Here is a 15,951-nt window from a genome sequence, read left to right as displayed (position 1 = left end):
CCCGGTGGCACAATCGAATGTATGTTCGATCACTGGCCCGCCGAGTATTTCGAGCCATCCGAAACGGATGAGTCGCGCGGCCTGTTCGTCCGGCTCACCAGCTTTTCGCGACTGGAGAATCAGGCTGCGGCCGGCCGGCTGCGGGTGATCGCCGACATCTTCGAACTGCGCCGCCAAGAGCGGGGTGAGCGCGAGGACTGGGCCGTCGACACTTGGGCGGCGGTCGGTGCCGAAATAGCCGCAGCAATGCGGCTGAGCTTGAGCAAGGCCAACAGCTACATGAACTACGCGCTGGCCATGCTGAGGCTGCCAGCGGTCGCCGCTGTCTTCGAGACTGGCGATATCGACTGCCGGCTGTATCAGACGATCGTCTTCCGCACTCACCTCATCACCGATTCCGACGCCATGGCCGAGGTCGACGCCGAGCTGGCCGCCGTCGTTGCCCGCTGGCCGTCGATGACCCGCAATAAGCTCGCCAATGAGATCGACGACATCGTGTTTCAACACGACCCTGATGCGGTGAGGCGAACTCAGGATCGCGCCACTGAACGTGACGTCACATTCTGGGAATCGGCCGACGGCTATGTGGATCTGTCGGCGCGGCTGTCGGTCGCCGACGGTGCGGCCCTCGACAAGCGGCTCAACGTTATGGCGAAGTCAGTCTGCGATGACGATCCGCGAACTGTCGGCGAACGTCGCTCCGACGCGCTTGGGACATTCGGCACTGGTGTCGACGGGCTTGCCTGCCGCTGCGGCCAATCTGATTGTGCGGCAAGCAAAATGAAGACGGGTTCGGTTGTCATCCATGTCGTTGCCGATCAGGCGACGCTCAACGGTGCTGCCGCCAAGCCGGCTTATCTGCTCGACACCGGGGAGCTTATCTCGCCCGAACTGCTGGCCGAACTCAAAGCGACGGCGCGCCAGCGCCCGCTGATCGTTCCCATCGACGCGCCGCCCGACTCCAGCTACCACCCGTCCCGGGCGCTTGCCGACTTCGTGCGCGCCCGCGACCTGACGTGCCGCGCACCCGGGTGCGACAAACCCGCCACCAAGTGCGACATCGACCACACAGTCCCGTGGCCCGACGGCCCGACACACGCGTCCAACCTCAAAGCACTCTGCCGCGAACACCACATTTTGAAAACCTTCTGGGGTTGGAAGGACCAACAGCTCGCGGACGGCACCGTGATCTGGACACTTCCCAGCGGCGAGACCTATGTGACGACTCCGGGGAGCATCCTGCTGTTTCCCGCGTTGATGACGCCCACGGGCGCGCCCGCGACGCCGCCTCCGGCAGTCCACCGCTGCGGTGACCGCTCGGTGATGATGCCTGGGCGGCGGACCACCCGTCGGCAGAACCGCGCTCACCACGTCGCCAACGAACGAGCCCGGAACCGGGCGGAACGCAAGCCCGGGCTCATCATCAAAGCGGGCCCCGCGCCACCCTTCTAGGTTGGGCTCCGCTCTGGCATGCTGTGGGCATGACAGAGTCGCAGTTCGGAGGCACGGAAGGCGTTCCGCCGCCCAACTATCCGCCGCCGTCCAATTACCCGCTGCCGCCGCAGTATCCGGCGGCGGGCGGCTACAGCGACCCGTCCGCACCCTACGGCCGGCATCCGATCACTGGTGAGCCGCTGTCGGACAAGTCCAAGGTCGTCGCCGGGTTGCTGCAATTGCTCGGCCTGTTAGGCCTCGTCGGCATCGGCCGCATCTATCTGGGCTACACCGGGCTCGGCATCGCGCAGCTCCTCGTCGGGCTTGTCACCTGCGGGATCGGTGCTGTCATCTGGGGCATCATCGACAGCATTCTGATCCTGACCGACAAGGTGCGCGACCCGCAGGGCCGCCCCCTGCGCGATGGAACGTAGCGCCACTGCGATTGGTACGGGCGCCGCGGCGATCGGCGCCCTGACCTACGTCGGCGTCGTCGACCCGCACCGCCCCGGCACGATGTTCCCGCCCTGCCCATTCCGGCTCCTCACCGGCTGGAACTGCCCAGCCTGCGGTGGCCTACGGATGACCCACGACCTGCTGCACGGTGACATGGGCGCCGCCGTCGTCGACAACGTGTTCCTTCTCGTTGGTTTGCCGCTGCTGGCCATCTGGCTGGTCTGGCGGATCAGCCGGGGGGAGCGGCTGTTTCCCGGACCCGCGATCGTCACGATCGTGGTCGCCGCGATCAGTTGGACGGTGGTCCGCAACGTGCCCGGCTTCCCGCTGGTCCCCACTCTTATCAGTCGGTAGTCACCCGCTCTCGCTGATACACTCGGAACTCGGTGCGACGCAATTTCGCGCCGAATCATCGGGCCGGCGCAGTCCCGGACATCACACGTCAGACTGCGGCAAGGCCACAATTCAGCGCATCGCGCGCGCCAGCTATCCCGCCGCATGACCGACCGCGGAGGAGCGTGGAATGCTGTTTTCAGCACTTCCCGAAGCGCAGGGTCTCTACGACCCCCGGAACGAGTCCGACTCGTGCGGCGTTGCGATGGTGGCTGACATTCAAGGTCGACGATCGCATCAGATCGTCGCCGACGGCTTGACGGCGCTCGAGCACCTCGAACACCGCGGCGCCGCCGGCGCCGAACCGAACAGCGGTGACGGCGCCGGGATCCTGCTGCAGCTGCCGGTCGAATTGCTGCGCGAGGTCGTCGAATTCGATCTGCCCATGCCTACCGGCCAGGGCGCCAACACGTTTGCCGCCGGCATCTGCTTCCTGCCCCAGGATCCCGTCGCCCGGCAGGCGGCTTTCGACCGTGTCGAAGTCATCGCCGACGAAGAGGGCCTGCAGGTTCTCGGCTGGCGCACGGTGCCGGTCGACCCCGCCGGAGCCGAAGTCGGTGCAACCGCACTGGGCTGCATGCCCCATATGTCGATGCTGTTCGTCGCCGCGCCGGAACGAAACGGCAGCCGCCCTGGTGGCATCGACCTCGATCGCCTGGTCTACCCGGTGCGCAAGCGTGCCGAAAAGATCGCCGAGGGCGTTTACTTCCCGTCGCTGTCGAGCCGCACCTTGGCCTATAAGGGGATGCTGACCACGATGCAGCTGCCCAAGTATTTCGCCGACCTGCGCGACGAACGCTGCATGAGCGCCATCGCCATCGTGCACAGCCGGTTCTCCACAAACACCTTCCCGTCCTGGCCGCTGGCGCACCCGTTCCGCTTCGTCGCGCACAACGGCGAGATCAACACGGTGCGCGGCAACCGCAACCGCATGCACGCCCGCGAAGCCATGCTGGCCAGTAACAAGATCCCCGGCGACCTGAGCCGGCTCTCGCCGATCTGCACACCGGACGCGTCCGACTCGGCGTCCTTCGATCAGGTGCTCGAACTGCTGCACCTCAGCGGCCGCAGCCTGCCCCACGCGGTGATGATGATGATCCCGGAGGCGTGGGAAAACAACGCCACCATGGATCCCGCGCGCCGGGCCTTCTGCCAGTACCACGCATCGCTCATGGAACCGTGGGACGGCCCTGCTTGCGTGACGTTCACCGATGGCACCGTTGTCGGAGCCGTGTTGGACCGCAACGGATTACGCCCCGGCCGGTGGTGGCGCACCATCGACGACCGGGTGATCCTCGCCAGCGAGAGCGGTGTGCTCGACATCCCGTCCGGTGAAATCATCGCCAAGGGCCGGCTGGAGCCGGGCAAGATGTTCCTGATTGATACTTCGGCCGGGCGCATTGTGACCGACGACGAGATCAAGGACCAGCTAGCCGCCGAGCACCCCTATGGCGAATGGCTGCACGCCGGTCTGCTCGACCTGACGACACTGCCTGCGCGCAACCGCGTCTCGCCCAATCACGAATCGGTGGTCCGCCGCCAGATCGCGTTCGGCTACACCGAAGAAGACCTACGGATCATGCTGACGCCGATGGCGGCCTCCGGTCAGGAGCCCCTCGGGTCGATGGGCACCGATACCCCGGTGGCCGTGCTGTCCCAGCGCCCGAAGCTGCTCTACGACTACTTCGTCGAACTGTTCGCGCAGGTGACCAACCCACCGCTGGATGCCATCCGCGAAGAAATCGTCACGTCGATGGCCCGCGTGATGGGCCCTGAGCAGAACCTGCTGGAGCCGACGGCTGCCTCGTGTCGCCAGATCCTGTTGCACTGGCCGGTTCTGGACAACGACGAGCTGAATCGCATCGTTCACATCAACGACGACGGTGAGCAGCCCGGCCTGAAGACCGCCGTCCTGCGCTCGCTTTATGAAGTCGAGCGAGGCGGCCCAGGGCTGGCCGATGCGATCGAGGATTTGCGTCACCGAGCGTGCGAAGCGATCGCCAAAGGTGCACGCACACTGGTGATCTCGGATCGGGACTCTGATCACACCCGGGCGCCGATCCCGTCATTGCTGGCCGTCGCCGCCGTGCACCACCACCTGGTGCGCACCAAGCAGCGCACCATGGTCGCGCTGGTGGTGGAAAGCGGTGATGCCCGTGAGGTCCACCACATCGCCCTGCTGATCGGCTATGGCGCGGCCGCGGTGAACCCGTACCTGGCCTTCGAGTCGATCGAAGACCTCATCCGCGAGGGCGAGCTCACCGGAATCGACGCCGGGACCGCCGTCAGGAACTACCTCAAGGCGCTCGGCAAGGGCGTCATGAAGGTGATGAGCAAGATGGGCATCTCTACCGTCGGGTCCTACACGGCCGCACAGGCTTTCGAGGCCATCGGCCTGTCGAAAGCCGTGGTTGACGAGTACCTCACCGGGACCGTCAGTCAACTCGGTGGCGTCGGACTCGACGTGCTCGCCGAGGAGGTCAAGCTGCGGCACCGCCGCGCTTACCCGGAGAACCCCACTGAGCGGGTCCACCGCCGGCTCGAGGTCGGCGGCGAATACCAGTTCCGCCGCGAGGGCGAGCTCCACCTGTTCACGCCGGAAACCGTTTTCCTGCTCCAGCATTCGACCCGCACCGGCCGCAACGAGGTGTTCGCCAAGTACTCCGAGGAAGTCAACCGCCTCTCCCGCGAGGGTGGCACGCTGCGTGGCCTGTTCGGCTTCAAGAAGGGTCTGCGCGAGCCGATCCCGCTGCACGAAGTCGAGTCCGTGGACGCCATCTGCAGTCGGTTCAACACCGGCGCGATGAGCTACGGCTCGATTTCGCAGGAGGCGCACGAGACCATGGCGATCGCCATGAACACCATCGGCGGGCGCTCCAACAGCGGCGAGGGCGGCGAGGACGAGGACCGGCTCCACGACCCCCGCCGGCGCAGCGCCGTCAAGCAGGTCGCATCGGGCCGGTTCGGTGTCACCAGTGACTACCTGGTGAACGCGACTGACATTCAGATCAAGATGGCCCAGGGCGCCAAGCCCGGCGAGGGCGGTCAGCTGCCCGGGTTCAAGGTGTATCCCAACATCGCCAAGACCCGGCATTCCACGCCCGGTGTCGGCCTGATCTCACCGCCGCCGCACCACGATATCTACTCCATCGAGGATCTCGCTCAGCTGATCCACGACCTGAAGAACGCCAACTCCGAGGCGCGGATCCACGTCAAGCTGGTCAGCTCGGTCGGGGTCGGCACGGTCGCGGCGGGGGTGTCCAAGGCGCACGCCGACGTCGTCCTGATCTCCGGATACGACGGCGGCACCGGGGCGGCACCGCTGACCAGCCTCAAGCATGCCGGGGCGCCGTGGGAGATCGGCCTGGCCGACACCCAGCAGACGTTGATGCTCAACGGCCTTCGCGACCGCATCACCGTCCAATGCGACGGTGGGCTGCGCACCGCCCGTGACGTCATCGTCGCCGCCCTGCTCGGTGCCGAGGAGTTCGGCTTCTCCACCGCGCCCCTGGTGGTGGCCGGCTGCATCATGATGCGGGTCTGCCACCTGGACACTTGCCCGGTCGGGGTGGCCACCCAAAACCCGGAGCTGCGAGCACGGTTCAACGGTAAGCCGGAGTTCGTGGAGAACTTTTTCCGGTTCATCGCCGAGGATGTCCGCGCCATGCTGGCGGAGCTGGGCTTCCGCAGCATCGATGAGGCCGTCGGTCATGCCGAGGTGCTCGACACCGACGAGGGTGTGGCGCACTGGAAGACCATGGGGCTGGACCTCAGCCCCATCTTCGCCGTGCCCACCGACGCGCACGGCGGCCCTCTGACCCAGCGGCGTCGCCTGCGCGATCAAGACCACGGCCTCGACCAGGCGCTCGACCAGACCTTGATCGCCCTGGCCGAGGGCGCACTGGAGGACGCCCACTCGGTGCGGCTGGAACTGCCGGTGCGCAACGTCAACCGCACCGTCGGCACCCTGCTGGGCTCGGAGGTCACCCGCCGCTACGGTGCCCAGGGCCTGCCCGACGACACCATCCACATCAGGCTCACCGGCTCGGCCGGCCAGTCCATCGGGGCGTTCCTGCCGCCGGGTATCACCCTGGAACTTGTGGGCGATGCGAACGACTATGTGGGCAAAGGCCTTTCCGGTGGCAGGGTTATCGTCCGGCCGCCCGAGGATGTCCTGTTCCTGCCCGAGGACAACGTGATCGCCGGCAACACCCTGCTGTACGGGGCCACGTCGGGCGAGGTCTTCCTGCGCGGCCGGGTCGGGGAACGGTTCGCCGCCCGCAACTCCGGTGCACTGGCGGTGACCGAAGGGGTGGGGGACCACGCCTGCGAGTACATGACCGGCGGACGGGTCGTGGTGCTGGGCCGTACCGGGCGCAACATGGCGGCGGGCATGTCCGGCGGCATCGCCTACGTGCTGGGCCTGAATCCGGCCAAGGTCAACACTGCGATGGTCGAGCTGCAGAGCTTGGACCCCGACGACCTGGAATGGCTACACGACGTCGTCGCCCGCCACGTCCACCACACCGGCAGCACCCTGGCCAAATCGGTGCTATCCGACTGGCCGAGACGCAGCGCTCAATTCACCAAGATCATGCCCACCGACTACCAGAAGGTGCTCGAAGCCACCCGGATGGCCAAGGCCGAGGGGCGTGACGTGGACACCGCGATCATGGAGGCAACACGTGGCTGACCCCACCGGATTTCTGAAGGTTCCCAGGATCGAGGCCACCAAGCGCACCGTCGACGAGCGGGTCGGCGACTGGCGAGAAGTCTACGAACGCCAGGACCCCAAGGATCGCGCCAGCGAGGTATCCCAGCAGGCGCGCCGCTGCATGGACTGCGGAATCCCGTTCTGTCACTCCGGAACTGCAGGCTGCCCGTTAGGCAACCTGATCCCGGAGTGGAATGACCTTGTCCGCCGCGGCCGCTGGGATGCCGCCAGTGAACGCTTGCACGCCACCAACAACTTTCCCGAATTCACCGGCCGGCTTTGCCCGGCACCCTGCGAGGCGGCGTGCGTGCTGTCGATCTCCGACGAGCAGACCGGTGGCAGCGTGACGATCAAACGCATCGAGAACACGATCGTCGACCAGGCCTGGCGACTGGGCATCGTCGAAGCCCAACCGGCCGCGATCGGCACCGGCAAGAGCGTCGCCGTCGTCGGCTCCGGGCCTGCCGGACTGGCTGCCGCCCAGCAGCTCACCCGCGCGGGACACTACGTCACCGTCTACGAACGTGACGACCGCCTCGGCGGCCTGCTGCGCTACGGCATCCCCGAATACAAACTGGAGAAGTCCACCCTCAACCAACGCCTGGCCCAGATGCGCGCCGAGGGAACACGTTTCGTCACCGAATGCGAGGTCGGAGTAGACCTCTCGGTGGAGGAGCTGCGCAACCGGTTCGACGCTGTCGTGCTGGCCGTCGGGGCGTTGCGCGGCCGGGACAACGACGTCGAGGGCCGCCACCTCAAGGGCGTGCACCTGGCGATGGAGCATCTGGTCCCGGCCAACAGGGAATGTGAGGGCGACGGACCGTCGGAGATCTCGGCCAAGGGCAAGCACGTGGTGATCATCGGCGGCGGCGACACCGGCGCCGACTGCCTGGGAACCGCGCACCGGCAGGGCGCGGCATCGGTGACCCAGCTGGACTACAACCCGCAACCGCCGGACGTCCGCAACGACGAGCTATCCCCATGGCCGACATGGCCTTTGGTGCTTCGCAGCTCGCCGGCGCACGCCGAAGGGGGCACCGTCCACTACCAGGTGGCGGTCCAGCGATTCGTCGGTGACGAGGACGGCAACCTGCGTGCCATGCAGATCGCCGAGGTGAAGGTCGAACGCATCGACGGCCGCCGCGTTATCACGCCTGTCGGTGACTCACTGGATATCCCTTGCGATCTCGCCTTGCTGGCCATCGGGTTCGAAGGTGTCGAACACATGACGCTGCTCGACGACCTCGGCATCGCGCTGAGCCCGCGCGGGGCGATCAGCTGCGGATCGGATTGGCAGACCGACGCACCCGGGGTGTTCGTCTGCGGTGACGCTCACCGGGGCGCATCCCTGGTGGTGTGGGCGATCGCCGAGGGCCGCGCCGCCGCCCATGCGGTGGACGCGTTTCTGATGGGGGAGTCCGATCTGCCGGAGCCGGTGCGGCCGCACCAATTGCCGTTGGCTGTCGGCTGAGTGAACAGCCGTCCACCGGGATCTGTATCGGTCGAGATGCCCGTGAACCGCGACTATGCTGAGGCGTTGTGACTAGACGCGGCAAGATTGTCTGTACCCTCGGCCCGGCTACCAGCACCGATGAATCGGTCAAAGCTCTTGTCGAGGCGGGCATGGATGTCGCGCGCCTGAACTTCAGCCACGGCGACTACGTCGACCACGAGGCCGCCTACAAACGCGTTCGCAACGCATCCGATGTCACTGGCCGCGCCGTCGGCATCCTCGCCGACCTGCAGGGTCCCAAGATCCGGCTCGGCCGCTTCGCCGCCGGCCCCACGTACTGGGCCAGTGGCGAGACCGTGCGGATCACCGTCGAGGACTACGAAGGCGATCACGACCGGGTGTCGACCACCTACAAGCAGCTGGCCAAGGATGCCCAACCCGGCGACCGGCTGCTGATCGACGACGGCAAGGTGGCGCTGGTCGTCGAGCACATCGACGGTGACGACGTGGTGTGCAGCGTGACCGAAGGCGGCCCGGTCAGCAACAACAAGGGCCTGTCGCTACCCGGTATGAACGTCTCGGTGCCGGCGCTGTCCACGAAGGACATCGAGGACCTGGAGTTCGCGCTGCGCCTCGGTGTGGACCTGGTGGCGCTGTCGTTCGTCCGGTCACCCGCTGACGTCGAATTGGTGCACGAGGTGATGGACCGGGTCGGCCGCCGGGTCCCGGTGATCGCGAAGCTGGAGAAGCCCGAGGCGATCGACAACCTCGAGGCGATCGTGCTGGCGTTCGACGCCGTCATGGTGGCGCGTGGCGATCTGGGTGTCGAGCTGCCGCTCGAAGAGGTTCCGCTGGTGCAGAAGCGGGCCATCCAGATGGCCCGGGAGAACGCCAAACCGGTGATCGTGGCCACCCAGATGCTGGAGTCGATGATCGAGAACTCCCGGCCCACCCGCGCCGAGGCGTCCGACGTCGCCAATGCCGTGCTCGACGGTGCCGACGCGGTGATGCTCTCCGGGGAGACGTCGGTCGGCAAGTACCCGCTGGAGTCTGTGCGGACGATGGCGCGGATCATCGGTGCGGTCGAGGAGAACACGACGGCCGCCCCGCCGCTGACCCACGTGCCCCGCACCAAGCGCGGCGTCATCTCCTATGCGGCCCGTGACATCGGCGAGCGGCTGGACGCCAAAGCGCTGGTGGCGTTCACCCAGTCCGGCGACACTGTGAAACGGCTTGCCCGGCTACATACCCCGCTGCCGCTGCTCGCGTTCACCGCGTTGCCCGAGGTACGCAGCCAACTGGCACTGACCTGGGGCACCGAGACATTCATCGTCGGGCACATGCAGTCGACCGACGAGATGATCCGGCAGGTCGACCAGTCGCTGCTGGAGCTCGGCCGCTATAAGCGCGGCGACCTGGTCATCATCGTCGCGGGTGCCCCGCCGGGCACAGTAGGCTCGACCAATCTGATTCATGTGCACCGAATCGGGGAGGACGACCACTAAGGAGACCGGCTGTTGGCCACGTCAGATCTCGACGAATTGCTGGCCATCCTGGATCTCTCCTCACTCGGCGACGACGTGTTCCTCGGCGCCCACCCCCACAAAAATCCGCCCCGCACCTTCGGCGGGCAGCTCATGGCCCAGGCGTTCGTCGCCGCCAGCCGCACCCTCGTCCACAACATCGCGCCGAGTGCGCTGTCGGTGCATTTCATCGCCGGCGGTGATCCGGGCGCCGACATCGAATTCCACGTCGTGCGACTGCGCGACGAGCGCCGCTTCGCCAACCGCCGCGTCGATGCCATCCAGAACGGCACGCTGCTGGCATCGGCGCTGCTGTCGTATACGTCGGCGGGCAGCGGACTCGAACACAACGTCTCGATGCCCGACCTGCCCGGGCCGGAGAGCCTCCCGACCATCGATGAGCTGCTGATCGGCTACGAAAAAGTAGTGCCCGGATTCGTCGAGGCACTGCGCCCGATCGAGTGGCGCTACACCAACGACCCGGCCTGGATCATGCGGGAAAAGGGCGGTATGCAGACCACCAACCAGGTGTGGCTCAAGGCCGACGGAGCGATGCCCGACGACCCGGTCCTGCACACCGCCGCGATGGTCTATTCGTCGGACACCACGGTGCTGGATTCGATCATCACCACCCACGGCCTGTCCTGGGGCTGGGACCGCATCTTCGCGGTGACCGTCAACCATTCGGTGTGGTTCCACCGGCAGGTCGACTTCTCCGAGTGGGTGCTGTATTCGACCAGCTCGCCTGTCGCCGCCGAATCGCGAGGCCTGGGCACCGGCCACTTTTTCAACCCGATCGGCGAGGTGGTGGCCACCGTGACCCAGGAAGGAATCGTCAAGCACTTCCCAGGAAATGCCTGATGGCGGGCGTATCGTTTTTTGTGTGACCGAACCGCCGGTCCAGGTGGCGCTTGGTCTGCGCGCCAGGGAACGGGTTGTCGTGCATGTCGACACCCTGGCTGCCCGCTGGGTCGGCGCGCTGGCGTTACTCATCGCGGCTAGCTGGCTGGCGGTGGGGAAATCGGCCTGGTCACTGACCATCCTGGCGGCGGTCGCGCTGATCGCCAGAGGCATCTTCCTGGGCCGGCCCGTGACCGCCGCGCATGCGATCTGCGCCGCCGCGGCCGTCGTCGCCGGATTCGCCGCCCACTTGCTGGCCTTCGATATCACCGGTGACGTGCTGATCGCGTCGTCAGGGCTGGTGCTGATGTGGCCGACGACCGCCCGACCAGAACCCGGGCAGTTGCCCCGGGTGTGGGCGCTGGTCAAGGCGACCAGCGGGGATCCAGTGGCCCCGTTCGCCATGCAGATGCGCAAGAGCTACTTCTTCACCGCAGACGGCACCGCGGCGATCGCCTATCGCACCCGACTGGGCTACGCGGTGGTCAGTGGTGACCCGATCGGGGACGACGACCGTTTCGACGAGCTGGTGGCCGAATTCGTCGGGATGTGCCACACCCGCGGCTGGCGGGTGGTGGTACTGGGGTGCAGCGAGCGCAGGCTCGGGCTGTGGCCGGACCTGCGGCCGGTGCCCATCGGCCGCGACGTGGTGATCAATGTGTCGGCATTCGAGATGGTGGGGCGCCGGTTCCGCAACCTGCGCCAGGCGGTGCAACGCACCCACAATGTCGGCATCACCACCGAGATCGTCGCCGAGCAGGAGTTGAGCGACGCGCAACTGGCCGAGCTGACCGATGTGCTGCTGTCCTCACCAAAGGGCGCACGCACTGAGCGTGGTTTCTCCATGATCCTGGACGGCGCGCTGACCGGTCACTATCCCGGCATCCTGCTGATTCTGGCGCGGGACCGGGCCGGGCGGGTGCAGGGGTTTCATCGCTACGCCCTGGCCGGCGGCGGCACCGACGTCACCCTCGACGTGCCGTGGCGGCGTCGTGAGGCTCCAAACGGTATCGACGAGCGGCTGTCGGTCGACATGATCCAGGCGATGAAAGACCTTGGTGCGCAACGCCTCTCACTGGCATTCGCGGCGTTTCCGGAGATCTTCAACGACACCGCGCGCGGACCGCTGCGCAGCTTCTTCTATACCGCGATCCATCTGGGCGACGCGCTGATCGCCCTGGAGTCGCTGTATCGGTACCTGCGCAAGTTCCACGCGCTCGGCGGCCGCCGGTACGTACTGTTGCCGCTGAGTCAGGTGCTGCCGCTGCTGGTGGTGTTGCTCTCGCTGGAGTTCCTGCCGCGGCGGCGGCACCTGCCAGTCACTACGGAGTCGGTGTCAGCGTGACGCTGAACTTGTTCTCCACCGACTGTTTGAATTCATCGGCGCACTGCTGAACCTGCGACTGGTCCTGGCCGGCCTTCTGCAGGCAGTCGATGTAGTCGGTCGCGCCGACCTCCTTGAACACCCCGACCCAGACGGCGATGAATGCCAGACCGACGATGATCGAGAGGAACCCCAGGACGACGCCGGCCAGTGCGACGCCGCCGTTGGTGGCCTCACCGCGCTTGGCGCGGCTGCGGCCGGCGAAGCCGATGATGACCGCGACGATGCCCAGCACGATGCCGCCCACCACCGAGAACGACGCCAGCAGCGCGACGATCGCAACGATCAGCGCGGTGACGCCCAGGCCGTTACGCGGGCCGCTGGGTGGTGGTGGCGCGTAGCCCGCATACGGCTGCGGCGGGGCCGGCGGATAGCCGCCGGGATACGGGGCTGCGGCATATGGATTGGGGGCCGGATACGACGGAGGGGGCGGCGGCGGAGGGAAGGGCTGCTGAGGTGCCTGCTCCGGAGGCTCAGTCATGGGTTGCACGTTACCCGCCGTTGCCTACCGATAGTCGTGGACAGGCGATGTCGTTGCCAAGTTGATGGGTGGCGACCACGACGGTGCGCTCACCGGACAACAGGCCGTGCCGCTCATCGAGCAACGCGCGCAGCATCCGGTGCCCGTCAGCTGCATCGAGGTGCTCGGTGGGCTCGTCGAGCAGCACGACCGGCGCCGAGCACAACAACACTCGCGCCAGCAGCAGTCGACGGCGTTGACCCGCCGATACCGAGGTAGCGCCAGCGGTCAGCACGGTGTTCAGTCCGTCGGGTAGCCTGGCCAGCCAGTCGTCCAGACCGACGGAGGCAAGGGCGCGCTTGAGTTCGTCGTCTGTGCAGTCGCCGCGCGCCGCGAGCAGGTTATCCCGGACGGTGGTGCTGAACAGATGAGCGTCCTCGGCGAAATAGCATACAGCGCTGCGTAATTCGGACTCGGTAAGCGCAGACGTTGCGACCCCGTCGATAGTGACCTGCCCACCGGTAGGTGGGAGCAGTCCGGCCAGGGTCATCAGCAGCGCGGTCTTGCCCGCGCCGCTGCGTCCGGTGATCGCCAGCCGGGCGCCGGGTTGCAACGTCCACGTGACGGGTCGTCCGGTGGGGCCACCGGGGTAACCGGCGCGAAGTTGGTTGGCCTGCAGGACAGGTGTGCTGGTGGGCGAGGTGACGACGACCGGCGATCCGGTGGCCTTCGTGGGGACCAGGTCGGTCAGTCGGTGCGCGGCGATACGTCCGCGGGTCAGCGCGACCGCCGCGGCGGGCAGCGCGACCGTGGCTTCGAACGCCGAGAGCGGCAACAACATCAGAACCGCCAACGTGGTTGGCGCGGTGTGGGCGGCGATGCCGATGCCGACAACGACCGCGCCGATTACGCTGGCGCCAATTGCCAGGGTGGGAACGGCGGCGGCCGCCGCGGCTGGTGCGGCCGCCCGGTCGATCGCCGCCCCCCAATCACGCTGGCGCTGTTCGGATTCGGCAATCAGTGTGGGCAGCCGGCCGGCTACCCTCAGCTCGGCCGCGTGTTCGAGTGCGGTGACGGCGGCAATGTCGCGGCCGGACTGCTGTTGGCGGGCAACGGCTTCCTGCGCCCGTACTGCGCGCGCGGCAAGCCCCGGTGCGAACACACCCGCGATCAGCAGACACAGGCCGAGAACAGCGGCCGCGACGGGAGAGATCAGGGCGATGACGACGGTCGCGGCCCCGCCGAGGACGGTGGCGACGCCGATCGGGACCAGAGCACGGGCGAGTACGTCGGCGAAGGTGTCCACGTCGGCGCCGACCCGGGCCAGCAGGTCGCCGCTGTGCAGCCGGGCGATGACGTCGGCGGGCCCGTGGGCCAGCCGACGGTAGATCTCGTTGCGGGCGTCGCCCGCCGCCCGCAACGCGGTGTCGTGAGAGACCAGCCGCTCGCAATAACCGAGCACGCCGCGGGAGATACCCAAGGCGCGAACAGCCACCACCGCCACCGACAGGTCCAGGACGGGCGGCATCTCCCAGGCCCGCGTGATCAGCCAGGCCGACACCCCGGCCAGCGCCAGCGCACTGCCCAGTGCCAGCGAGCCCAGGGCGATCGCCAGGGCCAAGCGTGCCTTGTCAAACGCCGGCATGGTGATCGGCCTCCACCGCGATGACGTGATCGGCGATGTCCACCACACTGTCGCGGTGGGCGACCAGAACGACGGTGGCCCCTGCGGCCGCGCGACGGCTGATGGCTTGCAGCACAGTGCGTTCGGTGGACGCGTCCAAGTGTGAGGTGGGTTCGTCCAGCAGCAGTACCTGTGCGGGGGAGCCCAATATGCGAGCCAGGCCAAGGCGCTGGCGTTGCCCCAGTGACAGCCCCGTGCCGCCGCGGCCCAGCAGGGTGTCCATCCCGTTGGGCAACTCGTCGAGGACCTCGGTGAAACCCGCTGCTCGGCAAGCCGATTCAGGATCTCTTAGCGGTCCGAACAGAGTGAGGTTGTCGGCAATGCTGCCGGGGATGAGCACTGGGCGCTGGGCCAGCCACGCGAGCTGGCGCCACCAGGCCGCGCGGTCCAGCTCGCCGACGTCCACACCGTCGACGGTGATGTGACCGCGGGTCGGGGTGACGAGCCCGGCGATCGCATGCAGGGTCGTGGTTTTGCCGGCGCCGTTGGCGCCGGTCAACACCGTGACCTCGCCGGGCAGCAGCCGGCCGGACAATAGGTGCGGCGACAGCCCGTCGCGTCCGGCGACGCACAGTCCGTCGAGCACGATCGCCGCACCCGCCGCCGTGACGGTGCGAGTGCCGGCCGCCGGCGCGGGGTGCTGCTCGATCAGTGCGAACGCCTTGTCGGCGGCCGCTTTTCCATTTTGCGCGGCGTGAAATTCGACGCCAACCCGGCGCAGCGGCCAGAACACGTCGGGCGCCAGCAGCAGCACGGTCAGCCCGGCGGCCAAACTCATCTCGCCGAACACCAGCCGAAGACCGATGCTCACCGCGACCAGCGCCACGCCCAGTGTGGCGATGAGCTCGAGCACCAGCGCCGAGAGGAATGCGATACGCAGGGTGGCCATCGCCGAACGGCGATGGGCCGCACTGAGTTTTGCGATCCGATCGGCCGGACCGTCGGCCCGGCCGAGTGCTCGCAGGGTGGGAATGCCGGCGATCAGATCCATGAGGCGTGCCTGCAGCGTGGTCATCGCCCCCAGCGCGGCTGCCGAACGCTCTTTGGTGGCAAGACCGATCAGCACCATGAACACCGGGATCAGTGGGAGGGCGACAAGCACGATCGCCGCCGACTGGAGGTCGTTGAACGCGATGACGACAACAGTGGCCGGTGTCAGGATCGCGGCCAGGAACAGAGCCGGCAGGTAAGCCGTGAAATACGGTCGCAGGCCGTCGAGGCCACTGGTGATGACCGTCGCAGCTTCATCGCGGCGTGCGGCGCCAGGCGGTGCGGCGGTGACCGCACGCAACACCTGGCCGCCTAGATCGGCGACGACCGCGCTGGCGCCCCGCTGGCCCAATCGGCCCTGCAGCCACAGGACGAGTGCCCGAACGAGCCACAGTCCGGCCAGGATCAGCAGCGCAGTGCGCCAATGGTCCAAACTGCGGGTGGCCGGATCGGTGATAACTCCGGCCACCACATGCCCGAGGACGACGGCACCGGAAATGGCGCATCCCGCGATCAGCGTTCCGCAGGCGACGGTCGCGATCAGAAAGCGACGCACCGCC

At 67.3% G+C, this 15,951-nt stretch carries 11 protein-coding genes; 8 read left to right on the top strand and 3 right to left on the bottom strand.

The features are described 5' to 3' along the window. Window positions 1-21 precede the first annotated feature (21 nt). The 8 genes from CG716_RS07400 (at window position 22) to CG716_RS07365 (ending at window position 12,218) form a co-directional block, all read left to right on the top strand. On the top strand, window positions 22-1,452 hold the full coding sequence (locus CG716_RS07400; RefSeq protein ID WP_094478007.1) for an HNH endonuclease signature motif containing protein: 1,431 nt from the start codon (window positions 22-24) through the stop codon (window positions 1,450-1,452). Window positions 1,453-1,481: 29 nt separating this feature from the next. Continuing rightward, complete coding sequence (locus CG716_RS07395; protein ID WP_094478005.1) at window positions 1,482-1,868, top strand: NINE protein; 387 nt, start codon at window positions 1,482-1,484, stop codon at window positions 1,866-1,868. Further along, window positions 1,858-2,244, top strand: coding sequence for a DUF2752 domain-containing protein (locus CG716_RS07390; protein ID WP_094478003.1), 387 nt, complete (start codon window positions 1,858-1,860; stop codon window positions 2,242-2,244). The genes CG716_RS07395 and CG716_RS07390 overlap by 11 nt, the downstream gene beginning before the upstream one ends. Before the next feature lie 169 nt (window positions 2,245-2,413). Next, the gene (gltB, locus tag CG716_RS07385; RefSeq protein WP_094478001.1) at window positions 2,414-6,976 is read left to right on the top strand and encodes a glutamate synthase large subunit; all 4,563 of its coding nucleotides are present in this window, start codon (window positions 2,414-2,416) and stop codon (window positions 6,974-6,976) included. Continuing rightward, complete coding sequence (locus tag CG716_RS07380; RefSeq protein ID WP_094477999.1) at window positions 6,969-8,468, top strand: glutamate synthase subunit beta; 1,500 nt, start codon at window positions 6,969-6,971, stop codon at window positions 8,466-8,468. The genes gltB and CG716_RS07380 overlap by 8 nt, the downstream gene beginning before the upstream one ends. 68 nt (window positions 8,469-8,536) lie before the next feature. Next, a complete protein-coding gene (pyk, locus tag CG716_RS07375; protein WP_094477997.1) occupies window positions 8,537-9,955 on the top strand; it encodes a pyruvate kinase in 1,419 nt (472 codons plus the stop codon). Window positions 9,956-9,967: 12 nt separating this feature from the next. Continuing rightward, window positions 9,968-10,834, top strand: coding sequence for an acyl-CoA thioesterase (locus tag CG716_RS07370; protein WP_094477995.1), 867 nt, complete (start codon window positions 9,968-9,970; stop codon window positions 10,832-10,834). Window positions 10,835-10,856: 22 nt separating this feature from the next. Beyond that, window positions 10,857-12,218, top strand: a complete 1,362-nt coding sequence (locus CG716_RS07365) for an MprF family protein (RefSeq protein ID WP_234817745.1) — start codon at window positions 10,857-10,859, stop codon at window positions 12,216-12,218. Here CG716_RS07365 and CG716_RS07360 read toward each other — a convergent pair. Genes CG716_RS07360 through cydD form a run of 3 tightly spaced genes read right to left on the bottom strand, consistent with a single transcriptional unit; the run spans window position 12,196 to window position 15,947 of the window. Further along, window positions 12,196-12,738 (bottom strand): DUF4190 domain-containing protein, encoded by a 543-nt coding sequence (locus CG716_RS07360; RefSeq protein WP_094477991.1) that lies wholly within the window; start codon window positions 12,736-12,738, stop codon window positions 12,196-12,198. The genes CG716_RS07365 and CG716_RS07360 overlap by 23 nt on opposite strands. 10 nt (window positions 12,739-12,748) lie before the next feature. Next, window positions 12,749-14,362 carry a thiol reductant ABC exporter subunit CydC gene (gene cydC, locus CG716_RS07355; protein WP_094477989.1) on the bottom strand — a complete coding sequence of 538 codons (1,614 nt, stop codon included), beginning with the start codon at window positions 14,360-14,362 and terminating at the stop codon, window positions 12,749-12,751. Beyond that, window positions 14,349-15,947 (bottom strand): thiol reductant ABC exporter subunit CydD, encoded by a 1,599-nt coding sequence (gene cydD, locus CG716_RS07350; protein WP_094477987.1) that lies wholly within the window; start codon window positions 15,945-15,947, stop codon window positions 14,349-14,351. Before cydD ends, cydC begins: the two co-directional genes overlap by 14 nt. Window positions 15,948-15,951 lie beyond the last annotated feature (4 nt).

Origin of the sequence: Mycolicibacterium sphagni (assembly GCF_002250655.1) — a bacterium.
In the GTDB taxonomy this organism is placed as follows: domain Bacteria; phylum Actinomycetota; class Actinomycetes; order Mycobacteriales; family Mycobacteriaceae; genus Mycobacterium; species Mycobacterium sphagni.
Note: the sequence above shows the minus strand (reverse complement) of the source record. Positions and strands in the feature narration are given on the sequence as shown.

What these genes read in the sequence shown, in the direction of transcription:
- CG716_RS07360 (WP_094477991.1), bottom strand. Translation starts at nt 12,738, where the DNA reads ATGACTGAGCCTCCGGAGCAGGCACCTCAGCAGCCCTTCCCTCCGCCG.
- CG716_RS07390 (WP_094478003.1), top strand. Translation starts at nt 1,858, where the DNA reads ATGGAACGTAGCGCCACTGCGATTGGTACGGGCGCCGCGGCGATCGGC.
- CG716_RS07400 (WP_094478007.1), top strand. Translation starts at nt 22, where the DNA reads ATGTTCGATCACTGGCCCGCCGAGTATTTCGAGCCATCCGAAACGGAT.
- CG716_RS07395 (WP_094478005.1), top strand. Translation starts at nt 1,482, where the DNA reads ATGACAGAGTCGCAGTTCGGAGGCACGGAAGGCGTTCCGCCGCCCAAC.
- cydC (WP_094477989.1), bottom strand. Translation starts at nt 14,362, where the DNA reads ATGCCGGCGTTTGACAAGGCACGCTTGGCCCTGGCGATCGCCCTGGGC.
- gltB (WP_094478001.1), top strand. Translation starts at nt 2,414, where the DNA reads ATGCTGTTTTCAGCACTTCCCGAAGCGCAGGGTCTCTACGACCCCCGG.